The following is a 19,443-nucleotide window of genomic DNA, read 5'->3' on the forward strand; positions in this document are numbered from 1 at the left end:
GCGTTCAGACCTCCTGGGTCGTGGGGAAGATGTCGGCGCCGGCGACGTCCACGGGGACGTGGTCGGCGGAGCGCGGACCGCCGGGCGGGACCGGCACCGCGCGGATCAGCAGGTCGCCGCCGAGGCGTTCCACGTCGAGGATGCGCAGCCGGCGCTGTTCGCCGATGGTCTCGACGCCGATGTCGCCGAGGGCGAGGCGCGGTCCGCCGAGCAGGGTCGGTGCGAGGTAGATCGCGTACTCGTCCACGAGGCCCGCCGCGACGAACGCGCTAGCGAGCGTCGGGCCGCCCTCGACGTAGATGCGGCGGAAGCCGCGCTGGTGCAGGTCGGCGACGACCTCCTGCAGGTCGTGGGTGCCCTCGAAGATCACCGGGTTGGGGTGCTGGAACACCGCGGCGTCGTTCGGGACAGCGCGGGTGCCGATCACCACGGGTGTCGGCTGCGTGCCCATCAGCTCGCCCGCGTCGCCGCGGGCGGTGAGGCTCGGGTCGTCCGCGAGCACCGTGCCGGTGCCGACGACGATCGCGTCGGACGCCTCCCGCTGCTCGTGGACGCGCTGGCGGGCGGCGGCTCCGGTGATCCACTTGCTGGTGCCGTCGGAGGCGGCGGCGCGGCCGTCGAGGCTGCTCGCCCACTTGACGACGATGTACGGTCGCCCGAGGCGCGCGGCGGTCAGCCAGTCGCCGAGGAAGTCCTCGATCTCGTTTCGAAGGACGCCGCCGGTGACCTCGACACCCGCCTCGCGCAGGCGCTCCGCGCCCCCGCCGGAGTGGTGGCCCGGGTCATCCGTGCCGTAGACCACGCGCGCGACGCCGGCCTCGATGAGCGCAACAGAGCACGGGCCCGTGTGGCCCCAGTGGTTGCAGGGCTCCAGCGTCACGACGGCGGTCGCGCCGCGGGCGCCGCCCTCGGGGAGCTTGTTCAGCGCATCCACCTCGGCGTGCGGGGTGCCGACGCCACGGTGCCAGCCCTCGGCCAGGATGTTCCCCTCCGCATCGAGGAGAACGCACCCGACCCGCGGGTTCACGCCGGTCGCGGGACCGTTGGCGGCGAGCTCGAGCGCCGTGCGCATGGGTGCTTCCCACGTCATCCCGTTGCCATCCTGTCTCTCGTCGAGACGTGTCGCCGGGGTCGCGCGGGCGCCAGCCCATGCGGGCTGCCCACCGTGCTGCCTCCCATCCGGACTGAGCGGCAGGCTCTCGCCTGCACGCATTACCGTCGGTGCCGGAATTCCACCGGCTCAGCAGGGCGCCTGGGCGCACCGCTCGCGGACTGTCACCGCCGGTTCGGACTCTCACCGACCCCGGAGCACGTTATTTCGTTGTCGAGTCTAGATCAACGCGTCAGCGCGCCGTCTATTCCCGTTGCGGTCACGCGTCATCCGGCGACATCGACGCACGGCTATCATTTCGGTGTGTTCAATGCGAAATATATACGTGTATTCCGACCGATCGCCGTGGTCGCGGGGGCGGCGACCGTCGCGAGCGGTGCGCTCACGGCAGCCGTGGCGTTCGCGGCGACCGCCCCGCCCGCGGCCACCCGCCTCGTCCCCACGCCCTACGACGACCTGGCGTCGAGCGTGTGCGACGGAAGCCAGTCGCTCACGGTCGTCAAGATCGCGACGCCGGACGGCTTCACGAAGGATGTGTACGCGCTGCCGGGGGACACGGTGCAGCTCGTCGGTCTCGCAAAGGCATGCCAGACGCAGTACAACTCGAGCGACGCGCTGCAGTGGGGATTCGTCGGATCCGAGGTCGGGTGGTCCTTCACACCGGCGGGCGGGGCGAAGTCCGACCTCGGCACGGGGACCATCCTCCAGTCGGGGCGCACGACCATTCCCACCCAGTCCGTTCTCTCCCGCACGCTCACCGCGGCGGATCACCTGGGGCGGGTGAACTGGGGTGTGCCCTCTCCCGTCGACGCGCCGAACGGGCTCGACACCTCCAGCGCCACCACCACGGTCACGCTCCACGTGCTCGACCCGCGGCTCGAGCTGGTGAAGGAGGTCTGCATCACCGGCACCGGATGCGACCCGACGGTCGACGCGGAGTGGGCACCGGAGACCACTGTCGTCAGCGGCACCGCCGTCGAGTGGCGGCTGACGGCGCGGAACACCGGCAACATCGATCTCGACGATGTGGCCGTTGCCGGCGACGCTCTCAGCGGGCCTCCCGCGGGAGCGACCGACTGCCTCGGCCGGACGATCGCCGCGCATCTTCCCGCGGGCAGCTCAGCCGCCCTCGTCTGCTCCACCGCTTCCGTCTCGGGCGGACAGTGGGTGACCAACACCGCACACCTCGGAAGCGTCTTCACCGATCCGAACGGGGGTGCCTTGCTCGATCGCTTCGGCGGCTCGGTCGATTCGGGCCCGGCCACGGCGAGGGCGAAGGCTCTGGTTCCGTCGCTGGAGCTCGTGAAGCAGGTCTGCATGACGGGGACCGGATGCGACCTCGCTGATGACGCGCAGTGGATCGAGCGTGTCGTCGTCGCCGGAGGTTCAGCCGTGGAATGGCGCCTGACGGTGCGCAACACCGGTGATCTGCCGCTCGTCGGCATCGTCCCGAGCGTCGAGACGCTGAGCGGAGGAAAGGCCGGCCGGAGTGCGGAGTGCGCAGCCCTCGCCTTCGGCGACCTCGTGCCGGGGGAGTCCCGATCGCTCGGATGCATCACGACCTCCATCTCCGACACCACACGCGACACCGTCAACACCGCTGTCGTGGTGGGAACGCCGCTCAGCCCGGACGGTGCGTCACTCGCCGGACGGTATCCGGACGGTGTCCTCTCGAACGAGGACGATGCGGCCGCGGCGGTGACGGCGAGCGACCCCGACGACACGGGGACGCCTCCGGGCGGAACCGAAGGGCCTGGGGGGCCGGCTGGGCCGGGTGGACCTGCTGGGCCGGGTGGGCCTGCTGGTCCCGGTGGTCCGGCCGGGCCTGCCGGCGGATCCGGGGCGCCTGCTCCTGGCACCGCGGCTGATCAGCGCACACCCGGGGCGGCGTCGCTGGCGAAGACAGGCTCGACCACCGCGTCGAGGGCGTCGGACCTCACCGGCTGGGCCCTGCTGCTGCTCCTCGCAGGGACGATGACCGCGGTCGTCGCGCGTCGCCGAGCCCGGCGCGCATAGCGCCATCGGCGGGGCCGGCATCCGCGGGTGCCGGCCCGCCGGGCACCCGCCTCGCGGCCGTGCCGTCTCCGGTTACGCCGCGGCGGCCTCCGCGTGCGCGCTCGTCTGCGTCAGCTGCGCGAGCGCGCGGGCCGTGCCCTCGTCGACGATGAGGTCGGTGATCAGCCCCGCCGCCAGCGCACCGCGCAGGCTGTGCACCTTCGACGGGCCCGAGACTATGCAGACGCGCCGCGGCACCCGCTTGATGAGGTCGATGTCCGGGCCGCTCGCACGTTCGTTCAGCGGGATGCCGTGGTGGCTGCCGTCCTCACGGAAGAACACGGTCGCCACGTCTCCCACCACGCCGGACTCGTCGAGCGACGCGTAGTCCGCCTGGTCCAGATAGCCGCCCGCGTAGACGTGCGAGCGGACCTCGGAGAAGGGGGAGCCGAGGCCGAAGAGGGCGACATCCATCCGCTCCTGGATGTCGAGGATGCGGCGGGTGCTCCGCTCGCGCCACATGGCGATCTTGGTCTGCGGGTCGTCGAAGAGCGCCGGGACCGGGAACTCCTGGATCGTGCCCGAGTAGGTGTCGCCGAAGCGGCGCAGGATCTCCGACGCGTACAGCACCCCGGTCGTGTAGGTGTTGCCCGCGCCGTTGAGCTGCACGAACTCGACGTTGTGCAGCTCCTTCGGGATGAGATGCCGGCTCAGGGCGCTCATCGTGGAGCCCCAGGCGATCCCGACGGTCTGGTTGGAGTCGATGAAGCGGTCGAGAATCCGTGCAGCGGAGATCGCCACGCGCTCCAGGCGGTCGACGTCGCTGATGGCGCTCGGCATCGGCACGATGTGCGCTGCGATCCCGTAGTGCTCGTGGATCGACTGCTGGATCTGGCTTGCACCTTCGTGCGGCTCGGCGATCTGGATGGTCACCAGCCCCGAGGAGCGCGCGTAGCTGAGCAGGCGCGAAACGCTCGACCGCGACGTGTGCATCTCGTGCGCGATGGCCTCCATCGTCAGGTCCTGCATGTAATAGAGGTGGCCCGCCTTGAGGGCGTCGCGGACCTTGTCGGGCAGGTGCTCGGTGTCGGGCTGGGGCATTCGGGGCCTTCTTCGCTGGGTCGGCGTTCGGGGGGGCCGATCAGGGGGTGCACGTATGTGCATAGCGCTTGATCGAAGTTGTGCCGATGCGAAGACTATAGCTGCACAGCACCTCACGAGACAGCACTAGGAGAACATCGTGACGACGAAGTCGACCACCCGCACCGAGGTCCAGCGCCTCCGCGAACGCCCCCGAGCACAGGTGCTCGTGGTCGGCGGCGGCATCAACGGTCTCGGCACCTTCCGCGACCTCGCCCTCCAGGGCGTCGACGTCGTGCTCGTCGAGCGCAACGACTTCGTCTCCGGGGCGTCCGCCGCATCCAGCCACATGATCCACGGCGGCATCCGCTACCTCGAGAACGGCGAGTTCCGCCTGGTCAAGGAGTCGGTGACCGAGCGCAACGGCCTGCTCAAGATCGCCCCCCACTACGTGAAGCCGCTCGAGACCACCATCCCGATCTTCTCCACCTTCTCCGGCATCCTCGCGGCGCCGCTGCGGTTCCTCACCCACAAGCAGGGCAAGCCCAAGGAGCGCGGCGCGTTCCTCATCAAGACCGGCCTGACCATCTACGACGCGTTCTCGCGCGACGGCGGCTCGGTGCCGCGCCACAGCTTCCACGGCCGCAAGAAGTCGCTGGAGATCCTGCCCGAGCTCAACCCGGGCCTCAAGTACACCGCGACCTACTTCGACGCCTCGGTGCACGACCCGGAGCGCCTGGCGCTCGACGTGCTCGCCGACGGACTCGCCGCGGGTCCCCACGCCCGTGCGGTCAACTACGTCGAGGCTGTCGGGACGCGCGACGGCGGCGTACTGGTCCGCGACCGCGAGACGGGGGAGGAGTTCTCCATCACCGCCGACGTCGTGGTCAACGCCTCCGGTCCCTGGACCGACCTCACCAACGAGGCGCTGGGCGGGGCCACCCGGTACATGGGCGGCACCAAGGGATCGCACATCGTCCTCGACAACCCGGCGCTCCTCGAGGCCTGCCAGGGCCGCGAGATGTTCTTCGAGAACAACGACGGCCGTATCGTCCTCATCTACCCGCTCAAGGGCCGCGTCATGGTCGGGACCACCGACATCGACGCCGACATGTCCGAGCGCGCGGTGATCACCGAGGACGAGATCGACTACTTCATCGAGCTGGTCGCGCACGTTTTCCCAACGATCCCGATCACGCGCGAGCAGATCGTCTACACCTTTTCGGGTGTGCGACCGCTGCCGCGGCACGACGACACGGCACCGGGATTCGTCTCCCGCGACTACCGCATCGTCCCGGGCACGATCGCGGGCCTCGGGGACACCACGGTGCTCAGCCTCGTCGGCGGCAAGTGGACCACGTTCCGCGCCCTCAGCGAGCACCTGGCGAACGAGACGCTGGCCGCGTTGAAGGTCGAGCGCACCGTCCAGACCCTCGGCCTGCCGATCGGCGGCGGCGCCGGCTTCCCCACCACGCCGCAGGCGGAGCGCGACTGGATCGCCCGGTACGGCGCCGACGTCGGCGCCGAGCGGGCGGCCACGCTGCTGAACCGCTACGGCACCAAGGCGAGCTTCGTGATCGACGCGATCGCCGGCTGGGATGGAGAGGATGCACCGCTCGCGGCCGCTCCCTCGTACTCCCGCGCTGAGATCGACCACCTGGTGCGCAACGAGCATGTCGTGCACCTCGGAGACGTCTTCCTGCGCCGCACCAGCCTCGCCTTCACGGGCGCGATCACCCCGGCTCTCGTGCGCGAGATCGGCGAAATCGTCGCAAACGCACTCGGATGGTCGCCAAATCAGCGCACGGAGGAGGAAGATTCGTTCGTAGCGGACCTCGCCGACGCCCACCGGGTGCAGCTCAAGTCGGGGGACGGGAGCGAAGCCGCGGCTGTTCGATAAATGCACGAACGTGCATGACATGGTCCTTGTCGAGGTGGGCCCGAGCGCAATAGCGTTCAGATGCCCACCCTGACGAGTGCCACACCAGATCGCACAACAGGGTGCGGGTCAACTGAACAACTGGAAGGTCAACGTGGACAATATCGGTGTAGATTTCCTGTCCGAGGTGGTCGGCACAGCGCTGCTGCTCCTCCTCGGTACCGGTGTCGTGGCGAACGTCGCCCTCATCAGGAACAAGGGCTTCAACGGCGGGTTCCTGATGGTCAACTTCGGTTGGGGCATCGGTGTGTTCGCCGGCGTGGTGGTCGCCTACAACTCGGGTGCTCACCTCAATCCTGCGGTGACGCTGGGGCTCGTGGCGAACGGCGCCAAGACGTTCGGTTCGGCCGCGGCGCACACGCTGGTGCCGGTGAACTTCATCACGGTGCTGCTGTACATCCTCGCGCAGTTGATCGGCGCGATGATCGGCGCCGTCCTCACCTGGCTCGCCTACAAGCAGCACTTCGACGAGGAGCCGGACCCGGCGAACAAGCTCGGCGTCTTCTCGACCGGTCCTGCCATCCGCAGCTACGGCTGGAACCTGGTCACCGAGATCATCGGCACCTTCGTGCTGGTGTTCGTGGTGATCGCCTTCGGCCACCAGCCCGGTCAGGCGGCCGGACTCGCAGCCCTCGGCGCACTGCCCGTCGCCCTCCTCGTGATCGGCATCGGTGCCAGCCTCGGTGGTCCGACGGGATACGCCATCAACCCAGCCCGTGACCTGGGACCGCGCATCGTGCACGCCATCCTCCCGATCAAGGGCAAGGGCTCCAGCGACTGGTCCTACTCCTGGGTCCCGGTGGTCGGCCCGATCATCGGCGGTCTGATCGCCGGCTGGCTCGCACTGCTGCTGCTCCCCATCCTCAAGTGATAAACGGGGCCGGTCGGGAGTCATCCCGCCGGCCCCGCCCCGTTCCACCCCCACAGAACAAAGGAGTTACCTATGGCCGACTACGTCGTCGCCATCGACCAGGGCACCACGAGCACCCGGGCGATCATCTTCGACAAGTCCGGGTCGATCGTCTCGACCGGACAGCTCGAGCACGAGCAGATCTTCCCGCGGGCCGGCTGGGTCGAGCACAACCCGATCGAGATCTGGAACAACACCCGTGAGGTGATCGGCCAGGCGCTCTCGAAGGCCGACCTGACCCGCCACGACATCGCGGCCGTGGGCATCACCAACCAGCGCGAGACCGCTGTGGTGTGGGACAAGAACACCGGAGAGCCCGTCTACAACGCCATCGTCTGGCAGGACACCCGGACCCAGCCGATCGTCGACCGCCTCGCGGCGGACGGCGGCACCGAGCGGTTCAAGCAGATCGTCGGCCTCCCGCTGGCGACCTACTTCTCCGGCACGAAGATCGTGTGGATCCTGGAGAACGTCGAGGGCGCCCGTGAGCGCGCCGAGGCGGGCGACCTGCTGTTCGGCACGACCGACAGCTGGGTGCTCTGGAACCTCACCGGCGGCCCGGACGGCGGCGTGCACGCGACCGACGTCACCAACGCCTCCCGCACGCTGTTCATGGACCTGGAGACGCTGAGCTGGCGCGACGACATCCTCGAGGTGTTCGGCGTGCCGAAGTCGATGCTGCCGGAGATCAAGAGCTCGTCCGAGGTCTACGGCCAGGTCGAGTCGTCGAGCCTCCTGCGCGAGGTGCCCGTCGCGGGCATCCTGGGCGACCAGCAGGCCGCGACCTTCGGCCAGGCGGCGTTCGATCCGGGCGAGTCCAAGAACACCTACGGCACCGGCAACTTCCTCATCTTCAACACGGGTGAGGAGATCGTCCACTCCAAGAACGGTCTGCTGACGACGCTCGGCTACAAGCTGGGCGACGAGAAGCCGCACTACGCTCTGGAGGGCTCGATCGCGGTCACCGGTTCGCTGGTGCAGTGGCTGCGCGACAACCTGGGCATCATCTCGAGCGCCCCGGAGATCGAGGAGCTGGCGAAGACCGTCGACGACAACGGCGGCGCGTACTTCGTGCCGGCGTTCTCGGGCCTGTTCGCGCCGTATTGGCGGGCGGACGCGCGCGGTGCGCTCGTCGGCCTGACCCGCTACGTCAACAAGGGCCACATCGCCCGTGCGGTTCTGGAGGCCACGGCCTTCCAGACCCGCGAGGTGCTGGACGCGGTCAACGCGGACTCCGGTGTGGATCTGACGGAGCTGAAGGTCGACGGCGGCATGATCGCCAACAACCTGCTCATGCAGTTCCAGGCGGACATCATCGGCGTGCCGGTGGTCCGTCCGGTCGTCGCGGAGACCACCGCCCTGGGCGCGGCCTACGCGGCCGGCCTCGCGACCGGGTTCTGGGAGAACCTGGACGACCTGCGCAAGAACTGGCAGGAGGACCGCCGCTGGGAGCCGAAGATGGACGAGGCCGAGCGCGAGCGTCAGCTGCGTCTCTGGAAGAAGGCCGTCACGAAGACCTTCGACTGGGTCGACGCGGACACCCAGAACGACTGAGCAGTCCCACCTCGAAGCGCCGTCCGGCTCCCGCCGGGCGGCGCTTCGTCGTCGTCACGCCAGCAGCGACGGCAGCTCGTCGAGCGAGCGGATGATGCGCACGCCCGCATCCACCGCATCCCGCTCGTCGTCGGGGGAGGGAACGGCGTCATGCCGGTTGAGCCACACGCCGGTCAGACCCGCTCTGGCGGCCCCGATGGCGTCGGTGCGGAGGCGGTCGCCGATGTAGGCGGCCTCCTCCGGAGGGGCGCCGAAAGCCTCGCAGGCGACGCGGAAGATCGCCGCGTCGGGCTTCGGGATGCCGACCTCACCGGAGGCGATCAGGTGCTCGATCCGCGCATCCAGCCCGACCGCCTCGACCTTTCGGCGCTGGAACGCGAGGTCGCCGTTCGTGATGAGGCCGAAGCGCACGCCGGGGAGACGTCGCTCGAGCGCATCCAGGGCGGGCAGCGCGTCGTCGTGCAGCGACCAAGCGGCGACGTAGTGCTCGAAGTAGTCGGCGAACCAGGCGCTCGCCTGGTCGTCGCTCAGCGCGACGCCGTGGCGCGCGGCGAAGTCGCGGGCGCGCGCCTGCCGCTGGCCCTCGAAGTCGAGGTCTCCGGCGAGGTAGGAGTGGTAGTGCTCCTCCTCGAGGTCGTGCCAGATCGTCACCACCTCGTCGGCCTCCAGCGCGCCGTAGGGGGCGCCGAGCGCCTGGGCGTACGCCAGGATGCCGGATTCCACGGCGGCGCGGTGCGCGAACAGGGTGTCGTCGAGGTCGAACAGGACGACGCGGATCACAGTGCCGCCTGAACGTAGGTGACGTCGGGCCAGTCGCCCGCAGGTTCGCGGGGGTCGTCCGGCAGGAGGGTCGCGCGCCACTCGTCGAAGCGCTCGCCACGCTGCTCCGCGCCGCCGGGCATCACGCCGTCCCAGTGGAACCCGGCGCGCCGCGCCACCGCGGCGCTGGCGGCGTTGCCCGCCATCGCTCGCCACACCATGCGCCGCAACCGCAGCCCCTCCGGGGCGAAACCGTAGTCGATCACGACCCGGACAGCCTCCGACATCACGCCGAGGCCGCGGGCCTCCGGCGCCAGCCAGAACCCGATCTCACCGCGGTGCTGGTGGATGTCGCCGATGCTGACCATGCCGACCAGTACGCCACCGGTCCGGATCGCCCAGGTCAACACCCGGCCGCTCGCCCAGCCGTCGGGCACGACACCCGTGACGAAACCGACCGCGTGCTGACGCCGGTACGGCGCGGGCACGGTGGTCCATCGGGCTATGGCCGGGTCGGCGCACAGCTCGGCGATGCGGTCGATGTCCGCCTCGGTCGGTACGGACAGCACGACCCGCTCGCCGGACAGCACGACCGGCTTGGGCATCAGCGGGCCCGCCGCAGGAACCCGACGCGCTCGTAGGCCTTCGCCAGGGTGGCCTCGGCGATCTCGCTCGCCCGGTCGGCGTTCACTGCGAGGATGCGGTCGAGCTCGGCCGGGTCGGCGAGCAGGTCGAGGGCACGCTGGCGGACCGGTGCGAACTCCTCGACCACGACCTCCACGAGGCCCTTCTTGAAGTCGCCGTAGCCCTTGCCCTCGTACTCCAGCTCGACGGACTCGATGGAGCGGCCGGTCAGCGCCGAGTAGATGCTCAGCAGGTTGGAGATGCCGGGCTTGCCCTCGCGGTCGAACGCCACGACGCCGTCGGTGTCGGTGACGGCGCGCATGATCTTCTTGCGCGTCACGTCGGGCTCGTCGAGCATCCAGATGATGCCGGCGCCCGACTCCGCCGACTTCGACATCTTCGAGGTCGGGTTCTGCAGGTCGTAGATGCGCGCGCTGTCCTTCAGGATCATCGCCTGCGGCACGACGAACGTCTGCCCGAAGCGGCTGTTGAACCGCTCCGCCAGGTCGCGCGTCAGCTCGACGTGCTGCCGCTGGTCGTCGCCGACGGGCACGATCTCGGTGTCGTACAGCAGGATGTCGGCGGCCATGAGCACCGGATAGGCGAAGAGACCGACCGAGGTGGCGTCCGCCCCTGCTTGGCCGACTTGTCCTTGAACTGCGTCATGCGCGACGCCTCGCCGAAGCCGGTGATGGTGTTGAGCACCCAGGCGAGCTGCGCGTGCGCAGGAACGTGAGACTGCACGTACAGCGTGGAGGCGGACGGGTCGATGCCCGCGGCGATGTACTGCGCGGCCGTTCGGCGGGTCTTCTCGCGGAGTTCGGCCGGGTCTTGCTGGACGGTGATCGCGTGCAGGTCGACGACGGAGAAGAAGGCGTCGTGGCTGCCCTGCAGCTCCTTCCACTGCAGGAGGGCCCCGATGTAGTTGCCGAGGTGCAGGGAGTCGGCCGAGGGCTGCATGCCCGAGTAGAGGCGGGGACGAGGGTTCATGGTTCTGCTTTCGAAGTCGTGAGGAGGTGGATGCGGAGGGCCGGCGCTGATCGGCGCGTCAGAGCGCGTAGTCGACGACCACAGGAGTGTGGTCGGACCATCGCTCGTCGTACGCGGCCGCGCGGTCGACCGCGACGTCCTGCACCCGGGCGGCCAGTGCCGGTGTCGCGAGCTGGTAGTCGATCCGCCAGCCCGAGTCGTTGTCGAACGCCTTGCCGCGCCACGACCACCACGTGTACGGCCCCTCGACGTCGCCCGCGTGACGGCGGACGACATCCACCCAGCCGAGCCCGGCGCCCGCGTTGTACGCCTCGTCGCCCTCGGCACCCAGGATGCGGTCGAAGTACGCGCGCTCCTCCGGCAGGAAGCCGGCGCGCTTGACGTTGCCCTTCCAGTTGCGGATGTCGAGCGTGCGGTGGCCGACGTTGAGGTCGCCCATCACCACGGCCAGCTCGTTGTGCTTCTGCAGATCGGGGAGGCGCGCCTCCATCGCGTCGAGGAAACGGTACTTCTCGACCTGCTTGTCCGTGCCCGCCTCGCCCGAGTGGACGTACGCGCTCACCACCGTGACGACGGTGCCGTCGACCTCGTAATCGGCCTCGAGCCAGCGGCCGGCGCTGTCGAAGTCGGTCGGGCCTAGCTCGACACGGTGGATCGCGGCGCGGTGGCGGCTCGCGATCGCGACCCCTGCGCGGCCCTTCGCCGTCGCGGGGTCGTGCACGATGTCCCACTCGTCCCCGAGCAGGCCCTGCACGTCCTCCGTGGAGGCGCGCACCTCCTGGATCGCCAGGATGTCGACGTCGCGCGCCTCGAGCCACGACCCCATGCCCTTGCGGAAGGCGGCGCGGATGCCGTTGGCGTTGATCGTCGCGATGCGCAGGCGGTTCGAGGGCATGCCTCCAGCCTACCGGCGGGCGCCGACAGCGGTCTCGGCGCCCGGGCCGGCGTCGATCAGGTCGTTGAGACGCGCCTCCGCCTTCTCGACGCGCCGCTGCGCCGGGAATCGCGCGAACCAGCGGGCGTGGGCCAGCTCCTCCCGCGCATCCGACAGCTCGGCCTTCGCGACGAGCACGCGCGCCTCGTGCTCGGCCGCCGCCTGCTCGGCCTCGCGCTGCTCCTCCGTCATCAGGCGCGGCGACAGACCGCTGTCGAACATCCCGACCGCGATCCAGGAGGCGGACAGGAGGATCACCTTCGAGATCAGGTTGAACCACAGCAGCAGGCCGATGAAGACGGTGAAGGTGGCGAGCAGCGGGTTCTTCGACGTGTAGCCCAGCAGCAGGCCGCCGAGGGCGCTCAGCCCGGCGAGGGTCGCCGCGCCGAGGAACGCGCCGAAGAAGAGGTTGCGCCACGGGATGAACACCCGCGACATCACCCGGAACATGGCACCCAGAGTGACGATGTTCAGGGCGACCGAGACGAGAAGCCCGGAGAAACGGTAGGCGGCGGTCGTCCAGAACGAGTCGGAGCTGAGGCCTGCCCAGTCGAGCAGGACGGTGAGCGCCTGCGTGCTCAGGATGCTGAACAGCGCCGACAGCACGAACAGCACGCCGAAGATGAGGGCGAGCCCGAAGTCGCGGATCTTCTGCAGCACGTAATTCGTCGTATCCCGCGAGAGGCCGAACACGGCGCGCACCGCCTGCCGCGTGTAGTACAACCAGCCGATGGCGGTCCAGATCAGGCCGACGGCGGCGATCACACCCGTCCAACCGAAGCCGGTCGCCGCCTGCAGCTGCTCCTGCGAGATGACGCCCTCCTGCGTCCCGGTCGAGATCAGACCGGGCACGGCGCGATTGATGAGAGCGACCATCGCGTCGAAGAGCCGTTCGTCGTTGCCGAGCCAGACGCTGTAGACGGAGAAGCCCAGCCAGACGGCGGCGAAGACGGCGAACAGCGACTGATAGCCCATCCCCGCTGCACGGAGGTTGCCGTCCGAGTGCGAGTAGTTGATGTACACGCGGTACGGCCGCAGCGCCTCCACCCACTTGGCCCAGCCGGAGACGCGCGCCACCGGCTTCTGCAGCCGCTTCCGCAGCGGGTCGGCCCGCTCGATCAGTCGCTCCTTCAGCGTGTGCTCGGGAGGCACATCCCCTTCGGCGCGCTGGAGCTCGGGGTCGGGCACCACCGGCGCGGGTCTGGACTTCTTGGCCACGCCGTCAGGATAGCGACGCGGCACGCCCGCGGATACGACGGAGCCCGGCGCTGAGCGCGCCCGGGCTCGGGGTCGATCGGTGGTGCCGCTCAGCGGCGTCCGCGCATGATCGCCTGCTTGACCTCGGCGATCGCCTGCGTCACCTGGATGCCGCGCGGGCATGCGTCGGTGCAGTTGAAGGTCGTGCGGCAGCGCCACACGCCCTCCTTGTCGTTGAGGATGTCGAGGCGCACCTGCGAGTTGTCGTCGCGCGAGTCGAAGATGAAGCGGTGCGCGTTGACGATGGCCGCGGGGCCGAAGTACTGGCCGTCGGTCCAGAACACGGGGCAGGACGAGGTGCACGCGGCGCAGAGGATGCACTTGGTGGTGTCGTCGAAGCGGGCGCGGTCGGCGACCGACTGGATGCGCTCCTTGCCCTTCTCCGGCTTGGAGTTGGCGACGAGGAACGGCTGCACCTCACGGTACGACTCGAAGAAGGGCTCCATGTCGACGATGAGGTCCTTCTCGAGCGGCAGACCCTTGATCGCCTCGACGTAGATCGGCTTGGAGATGTCCAGGTCCTTGATCAGCGTCTTGCAGGCGAGGCGGTTACGGCCGTTGATGCGCATCGCGTCCGAGCCGCAGATGCCGTGGGCGCACGAGCGGCGGAAGGTCAGCGAGCCGTCCTGCTCCCACTTGATCTTGTGCAGCGCGTCCAGGATGCGGTCGGTCGGGTAGAGCTCGACGTCGAAGTCCTGCCAGCGCGGCTCCGAGTCCACATCCGGGTCGAAGCGGCGGATGATCAGGGTCACGGTGAACGACTCGACCGGCGCCTCGGGGGCCGGGGAGTCTCGAGCACGGCGTTCGACATCAGTACTTCCTCTCCATCGGCTGATAGCGGGTCACGACGACGGGCTTCCAGTCGAGCGTGATGTGGTCTGCCGCGTCCGACGAGTGCGGGTCGCCGGTGAGGTAGGCCATGGTGTGCTTCATGTAGTTCTCGTCGTCGCGCTTCGGGAAGTCGTCGCGCATGTGGCCGCCGCGCGACTCCTTGCGGTTGCGCGCGGAGTAGACGACGACCTCGGCGAGGTCGAGCAGGAAGCCGAGCTCGACGGCCTCCAGCAGGTCGGTGTTGTAGCGCTTGCCCTTGTCCTGCACCTGCACGTTGCGGTAGCGCTCGCGCAGCTGGTGGATGGTCTCGGTCACCTGGGCCAGGGACTCGTCGGTCCGGAACACCTGCGCGTTCCGGTCCATCTCGTCCTGCAGCTCCTTGCGGATGGCCGCGATGCGCTCGGTGCCGGTGGAGCCGCGCAGGTCGCCGATCATCTCGCGGACGCCGGCGGCCGGGTCCTCGGGCAGCGGGACGAACTCCGCCGTCTTGATGTACTCGACCGCGTTGTTTCCGGCTCGCTTGCCGAAGACGTTGATGTCGAGGAGCGAGTTGGTGCCGAGGCGGTTGGAGCCGTGGACCGAGACGCACGCGCACTCACCCGCGGCGTAGAGGCCGGGGACGACCGTGGTGTTGTCGCGCAGCACTTCGGCGGCCGTGTTGGTCGGGATGCCGCCCATCGCGTAGTGCGCGGTCGGCATGACCGGGACCGGCTCGACGACCGGGTCGACGCCCAGGTACGTGCGGGCGAACTCGGTGATGTCCGGCAGCTTGGTCTCCAGCACCTCGGCGCCCAGGTGGGTGCAGTCGAGGAGCACGTAGTCCTTGTGCGGGCCGGCGCCGCGTCCCTCCGCGACCTCCTGGACCATGCAGCGGGCGACGATGTCGCGGGGCGCGAGGTCTTTGATGGTCGGGGCGTAGCGCTCCATGAACCGCTCGCCCGAGGCGTTGCGCAGGATCGCGCCTTCACCGCGGGCGCCCTCGGTGAGGAGGATGCCGAGGCCGGCGAGACCGGTCGGGTGGAACTGGAAGAACTCCATGTCCTCCAGCGGCAGGCCCTTGCGCCAGATGATGCCGACGCCGTCGCCCGTGAGGGTGTGGGCGTTGGACGTGGTCTTGAAGATCTTGCCGAAGCCGCCGGTCGCGAAGATGATCGCCTTCGAGTGGAAGACGTGCAGCTCGCCGGTCGCCAGCTCGTACGCGACGACGCCGGCCGGCTGCGGGACGCCGTCGACCTCGTTCATGATCACGTCGAGCACGTAGAACTCGTTGAAGAAGTTGATGCCGAGCTTGACGCAGTTCTGGAACAGCGTCTGCAGGATCATGTGGCCGGTGCGGTCGGCCGCGTAGCAGGCCCGGCGGACCGGCGCCTTGCCGTGGTCGCGGGTGTGACCGCCGAAGCGCCGCTGGTCGATCTTGCCCTCGGGCGTGCGGTTGAACGGCAGGCCCATGTTCTCAAGGTCGATGACCGCGTCGATGGCTTCCTTGGCCAGGATCTCGGCCGCGTCCTGGTCGACGAGGTAGTCGCCGCCCTTGACGGTGTCGAAGGTGTGCCACTCCCAGCTGTCCTCCTCGACGTTCGCGAGCGCCGCGGCCATGCCGCCCTGCGCCGCGCCGGTGTGGGAGCGGGTGGGGTAGAGCTTCGAGATCACGGCGGTGCGGGCGTGCGGGCCCGCCTCGATCGCCGCGCGCATTCCGGCGCCGCCGGCGCCGACGATGACGATGTCGAACTCGTGGTAGTGGACGCCGTCGATGACGGTCGATTCAGTAGCTTCCGTTGTCACAGGTCTTCCGTTGTCGAAGGATCAGCGTGCCGGGCAGAAGGACGGCAGGGTGTTCGCCGCGGCGCCCGCGGGGCAGGGGTCGAACGTGAAGATCACGAGCGTTCCGAGCACCAGCAGCACGACGACGGCGGCGAGGATGGCCCACTTCAGCACGCGGTTGACGATCCGGTTGTAGGCGTAGTCGTTGACCAGGGTGCGCATCCCGTTGCCGCCGTGGATCAGCGCGAGCCACAGCATCAGGAGGTCCCAGACCTGCCAGAACGGGGTGGCGTACTTGCCCGCCACGAACGCGAAGTCGATCTGCTTCACGCCGTCGCCGAGGACGAGGTTGATCAGCAGGTGGCCGAAGATGAGGATCACGAGCAGCAGCCCGGAGAACCGCATGTAGATCCAGCCCCACTTCTCCCAGTTCTTGCCGCGGGAGGTGCGGGCGGCGGGGGTGCGCGGCGCTTCGATGGTCGTCACGTCAGTTCACCTCCGAGAAGATGTGCACGAGCTGCACGGGCACGAACCCGGCCATGAGGATGACCCAGAGGGCGATGACGATCCAGAACATGACCTTCTGGTACTTGACGCCCTTGCTCCAGAAGTCGATCAGGATGATGCGCAGGCCGTTGAAGGCGTGGAACACGATGGCTGCGACCAGGGCGATCTCGCCGAGCCCCATGATCGGGTTCTTGTAGGTGCCGATCACCGCGTTGTAGGCCTCGGGGCTCACGCGGATCAGCGACGTGTCCAGGATGTGGACCAGAAGGAAGAAGAAGATGGCGACGCCGGTGATGCGGTGGAGGACCCACGACCACATCCCCTCGCGGCCTCGGTACAGAGTGCCGCCGGGCCGGGTCTTGGCCGGCTGCAGCGTCCCTGTCGTCTGAGTGGACACGGGACAACCCTCCCTGGTTGCGGATCGCTTCATGGGCGCATCGAGCGCACCGCAAGTCTATGCCGGGACCGTCCCGGTCGCCTCTTAGGGTGCCCTCAGTTATCTCGATGTCGAGATAACCCGGCCTCGACGGCGCCCCGCCCGCGGCGTACCGTCCACGGCATGACGCAGGACGAACCGATCATGCACGGCAGCACTGAGGCGACCGACGAGTCGAAGGTCGCCGGCATCGTGGAGCAGGTGCGCGCCGACGTCCAGCTCCGCCGTCAGGAGGACGCCGAGCAGCTTCTCCGGCAGCGCCTCGGGGAGGCCGGGCTGCAGGTGTCCGACGAGGAGATCTCGCGGCTGGTCACGGACATCCAGAGCGGGCCGTCGGTGGTCGACTGACCCACCCGCCTACAGCACGTCCGTCGACCCGGTGATCTTCAGCGCGTCCACCACCGACTTCACCCGCTGCGCGTTCTCGCTCGTGGTCACGAGCAGCGCATCCGGAGTGTCCACCACGACGATGTCCTTCACGCCGATGAGGCTGATCACGCGCTTGCTCTGGCTGACGACGATGCCGCTGGAGGCGTCCGCCAGGACGCGGGCGTTCTCGCCGAGGATGGCGAGGTCCGACTTGCGGCCGCCGGAGTTGAGCTTGGCGAGCGAGGCGAAGTCGCCCACGTCGTCCCAGTCGAAGTAGCCGGGGATGACCGCGAGGCGGCCGGCCGCAGCGGCAGGCTCCGCGACGGTGTAGTCGATCGCGATCTTCTCGAGTTCCGGCCAGATGCGGTCGACCGCGGGGCCGCGGGTCGCGGGGTCGTCCCAGGCCTCCGCGAGCTCGAGCAGCCCTGCCAGGAGGGTCGGCTTGTTCCGGCCGATCTCCTCCAGCAGGCGGTCGGCGCGAGCGATGAACATGCTCGCGTTCCAGAGGTAGTCGCCGCTCTCGAGGTAGCGCTCGGCCGTCGCGAGGTCCGGCTTCTCCTTGAAGGAGTCGACGGTCAGCGCGCTCGGCGCCCCCTCGACCTCCAGACGGTCGCCGTAGTGGATGTAGCCGAATCCGACCGCGGGCTCCGTCGGGCGGATACCGACCGTCGTGATGTAGCCCGCCTCTGCCGCCGCGACGGCCTCGCGGACCGCCGCCTGGAACAGGGGCAGGTTGTGGATCACGTGGTCGGCCGCGAAGGAACCGATGATCACGCCGGGCTCGCGCCGCTCGAGGATGGCGGCGGCCAGGCCGATCGCGGCGGTGGAGTCGCGCGGCTCGGATTCGAGCACGACGTTCGGGTCGGCCAGCGCGGGGAGCTGCTGCTCGACCGCGGCGCGGTGGGCGCGTCCCGTGACGACCATGATCCGCTGCTCGCCGGACAGAGGGACCAGCCGGTCCCAGGTGTCGCGCAGCAGCGTCTGGCCGGAGCCGGTGAGGTCGTGGAGGAACTTCGGCGCATCCGCCCGCGACAGCGGCCACAGCCGCGACCCGATGCCTCCGGCCGGGATCACGCTGTAGAAGCGGTCGATGGGAGGGCCCTGGGTGATCCTGCGCGGCGTCATGCCGAAAGAATACCGAGCGGTCCCGGACACCGGCCGTTCACGGCCGCGACACCGGCCGCTCCTAGCGTCGGAAACATGCGGGTCGCGGTCGTCAGTGAGAGCTTCCTCCCCACGGTCAATGGGGTCACGACGAGCGTGCTGCGGGTGCTGGACCACCTCGCGGCCGAGGGACACGAGGCGATCGTCATCTGTCCGGACGCGGGGGCGCCGGCGGAGTACGCGGGCTTCCGGATCCATCAGGTGCCGTCGATCGCGTACCGGCAGTTCCCGGTCGGGCTGCCGAGCCCGCAGGTGCAGCGCATCCTGACCGGATTCGCGCCGGATGTGCTCCACGCGGCCTCTCCCTTCTTCCTGGGCGCGCAGGCGATCGCCGCCGCCAACCGGCTCGGGGTGCCGTCCGTCGCGATCTACCAGACCGACGTCGCCGGATTCGCCCGCCGCAACGGCCTCGGGATGACGTCCGCCATCGCCTGGAAGTACGTGCGCTGGGTGCACGAGGGCGCCGATCTGACGCTCGCGCCGTCGGCGGCGAGCGAGTACGACCTCCGCACAGCAGGCGTCAGCCGCCTCGGCCGCTGGGGCCGCGGCGTCGACCTGGAGCGGTACCACCCCAATAAGAGGAGAGCGGCGTCCGCGATCGCGCTCCGCGAGCGGCTGTCGCCGGACGGCGAGACCGTCGTCGGCTACGTCGGGCGCATCGCGCCGGAGAAGCAGGTGGAGCGGCTACGGGCGCTCCGCGGCGTCGGCGGCGTCTCCGTCGCGATCGTGGGCGACGGTCCGGCGCGCGAGGCGGTCGCCCGCGAGCTGCGCGGGGTGAACGTCCACTGGCTGGGACGGCTCGGCGGCGAGGACCTTGCCGCCGCCTACGCCGCCTTCGACCTGTTCGTGCACACCGGGTCCGAGGAGACGTTCGGCCAGACGGTGCAGGAGGCGCACGCGTCCGGCCTCCCCGTCGTGGCCCCGCGTGCTGGCGGCCCGATCGACCTCGTTGAGCACGGCGTCGACGGCCTGCTCTTCCCGCCGTCCGACGACCGCGCTCTGCGCGCGGCGGTCTCGATGCTCGTCCGGGACGGCGCGCTGCGGCGGCGGATGGGAGAGGCCGGCCGCCGTGCGGTGCTCGGCCGCAGCTGGGATGTCGTGTGCCGCGAGCTCACCGGCCACTACGAGCGGGTCATCGTGGATGCAGTGGCCGCGGCCGCCGCGAGCGGCCTCCAGCGTTCCGCGGGGACACGAGCGTACAGTTAGGTGGCCCATCCGGGCC

At 69.5% G+C, this 19,443-nt stretch carries 17 protein-coding genes, 1 pseudogene and 1 riboswitch; of the genes and pseudogenes, 6 read left to right on the top strand and 12 right to left on the bottom strand.

The window, feature by feature from the left end; genetic code table 11:
- Window positions 1-4: 4 nt before the first annotated feature.
- Window positions 5-1,090, bottom strand: a complete 1,086-nt coding sequence (gene ribD / locus ACRAWB_RS00780; RefSeq protein ID WP_431351622.1) for a bifunctional diaminohydroxyphosphoribosylaminopyrimidine deaminase/5-amino-6-(5-phosphoribosylamino)uracil reductase RibD — start codon at window positions 1,088-1,090, stop codon at window positions 5-7.
- 71 nt (window positions 1,091-1,161) lie between these two features.
- Window positions 1,162-1,316: riboswitch (FMN riboswitch) on the bottom strand.
- A 98-nt stretch (window positions 1,317-1,414) separates the two neighbouring features.
- On the opposite strand from ribD, the gene ACRAWB_RS00785 reads away from it, so the two are divergent.
- Window positions 1,415-3,127, top strand: coding sequence for a hypothetical protein (locus ACRAWB_RS00785; RefSeq protein WP_431351623.1), 1,713 nt, complete (start codon window positions 1,415-1,417; stop codon window positions 3,125-3,127).
- Between the two features lie 72 nt (window positions 3,128-3,199).
- Here ACRAWB_RS00785 and ACRAWB_RS00790 read toward each other — a convergent pair whose 3' ends face one another.
- A complete protein-coding gene (locus tag ACRAWB_RS00790) occupies window positions 3,200-4,207 on the bottom strand; it encodes a sugar-binding transcriptional regulator (protein ID WP_431351624.1) in 1,008 nt (335 codons plus the stop codon).
- A 139-nt stretch (window positions 4,208-4,346) separates the two neighbouring features.
- On the opposite strand from ACRAWB_RS00790, the gene ACRAWB_RS00795 reads away from it, so the two are divergent.
- The 3 genes from ACRAWB_RS00795 to glpK all read left to right on the top strand — a co-directional run bounded on the left by ACRAWB_RS00795 (window position 4,347) and on the right by glpK (window position 8,589).
- Window positions 4,347-6,086: an FAD-dependent oxidoreductase gene (locus tag ACRAWB_RS00795; protein WP_431351625.1), complete on the top strand. Its 1,740-nt coding sequence runs from the start codon at window positions 4,347-4,349 to the stop codon at window positions 6,084-6,086.
- Between the two features lie 181 nt (window positions 6,087-6,267).
- On the top strand, window positions 6,268-6,996 hold the full coding sequence (locus ACRAWB_RS00800; protein ID WP_431352682.1) for an MIP/aquaporin family protein: 729 nt from the start codon (window positions 6,268-6,270) through the stop codon (window positions 6,994-6,996).
- Window positions 6,997-7,068: 72 nt separating this feature from the next.
- Window positions 7,069-8,589 (top strand): glycerol kinase GlpK, encoded by a 1,521-nt coding sequence (glpK, locus tag ACRAWB_RS00805; RefSeq protein ID WP_431351626.1) that lies wholly within the window; start codon window positions 7,069-7,071, stop codon window positions 8,587-8,589.
- Between the two features lie 54 nt (window positions 8,590-8,643).
- Here glpK and ACRAWB_RS00810 read toward each other — a convergent pair whose 3' ends face one another.
- From ACRAWB_RS00810 to sdhC, 9 genes and pseudogenes are all read right to left on the bottom strand, one after another.
- Entirely contained in the window at window positions 8,644-9,369 is a 726-nt protein-coding gene (locus ACRAWB_RS00810; RefSeq protein WP_431351627.1) for an HAD family hydrolase, read from the bottom strand.
- A complete protein-coding gene (locus ACRAWB_RS00815; RefSeq protein WP_431351628.1) occupies window positions 9,366-9,953 on the bottom strand; it encodes a GNAT family N-acetyltransferase in 588 nt (195 codons plus the stop codon). The genes ACRAWB_RS00810 and ACRAWB_RS00815 overlap by 4 nt, the downstream gene beginning before the upstream one ends.
- Window positions 9,953-10,962, bottom strand: a pseudogene (gene trpS / locus ACRAWB_RS00820) (tryptophan--tRNA ligase). The gene ACRAWB_RS00815 and the pseudogene trpS overlap by 1 nt, the downstream one beginning before the upstream one ends.
- Window positions 10,963-11,020: 58 nt before the next feature.
- Entirely contained in the window at window positions 11,021-11,857 is an 837-nt protein-coding gene (locus ACRAWB_RS00825; protein WP_431351629.1) for an exodeoxyribonuclease III, read from the bottom strand.
- Between the two features lie 9 nt (window positions 11,858-11,866).
- The gene (locus ACRAWB_RS00830) at window positions 11,867-13,114 is read right to left on the bottom strand and encodes a YihY/virulence factor BrkB family protein (RefSeq protein WP_431351630.1); all 1,248 of its coding nucleotides are present in this window, start codon (window positions 13,112-13,114) and stop codon (window positions 11,867-11,869) included.
- A gap of 89 nt (window positions 13,115-13,203) precedes the next feature.
- The gene (locus ACRAWB_RS00835; RefSeq protein WP_431352683.1) at window positions 13,204-13,989 is read right to left on the bottom strand and encodes a succinate dehydrogenase iron-sulfur subunit; all 786 of its coding nucleotides are present in this window, start codon (window positions 13,987-13,989) and stop codon (window positions 13,204-13,206) included.
- Complete coding sequence (gene sdhA, locus ACRAWB_RS00840) at window positions 13,964-15,766, bottom strand: succinate dehydrogenase flavoprotein subunit (RefSeq protein WP_431351631.1); 1,803 nt, start codon at window positions 15,764-15,766, stop codon at window positions 13,964-13,966. The genes ACRAWB_RS00835 and sdhA overlap by 26 nt, the downstream gene beginning before the upstream one ends.
- A 21-nt stretch (window positions 15,767-15,787) precedes the next feature.
- Window positions 15,788-16,231 carry a succinate dehydrogenase hydrophobic membrane anchor subunit gene (locus tag ACRAWB_RS00845; RefSeq protein WP_431351632.1) on the bottom strand — a complete coding sequence of 148 codons (444 nt, stop codon included), beginning with the start codon at window positions 16,229-16,231 and terminating at the stop codon, window positions 15,788-15,790.
- A 1-nt stretch (window position 16,232) separates the two neighbouring features.
- Window positions 16,233-16,571 carry a succinate dehydrogenase, cytochrome b556 subunit gene (gene sdhC, locus ACRAWB_RS00850; RefSeq protein WP_249776421.1) on the bottom strand — a complete coding sequence of 113 codons (339 nt, stop codon included), beginning with the start codon at window positions 16,569-16,571 and terminating at the stop codon, window positions 16,233-16,235.
- A 240-nt stretch (window positions 16,572-16,811) separates the two neighbouring features.
- On the opposite strand from sdhC, the gene ACRAWB_RS00855 reads away from it, so the two are divergent.
- Window positions 16,812-17,036, top strand: coding sequence for a hypothetical protein (locus tag ACRAWB_RS00855; protein ID WP_431351633.1), 225 nt, complete (start codon window positions 16,812-16,814; stop codon window positions 17,034-17,036).
- 9 nt (window positions 17,037-17,045) lie between these two features.
- Here ACRAWB_RS00855 and ACRAWB_RS00860 read toward each other — a convergent pair whose 3' ends face one another.
- Entirely contained in the window at window positions 17,046-18,182 is a 1,137-nt protein-coding gene (locus ACRAWB_RS00860) for a mannose-1-phosphate guanylyltransferase (protein ID WP_431351634.1), read from the bottom strand.
- A gap of 75 nt (window positions 18,183-18,257) precedes the next feature.
- On the opposite strand from ACRAWB_RS00860, the gene ACRAWB_RS00865 reads away from it, so the two are divergent.
- Window positions 18,258-19,427, top strand: a complete 1,170-nt coding sequence (locus ACRAWB_RS00865; RefSeq protein WP_431351635.1) for a glycosyltransferase family 4 protein — start codon at window positions 18,258-18,260, stop codon at window positions 19,425-19,427.
- The last annotated feature ends 16 nt before the right edge of the window (window positions 19,428-19,443 follow it).

Origin of the sequence: Leifsonia poae (genome assembly GCF_050632865.1) — a bacterium.
Lineage (GTDB): Bacteria > Actinomycetota > Actinomycetes > Actinomycetales > Microbacteriaceae > Leifsonia > Leifsonia poae_B.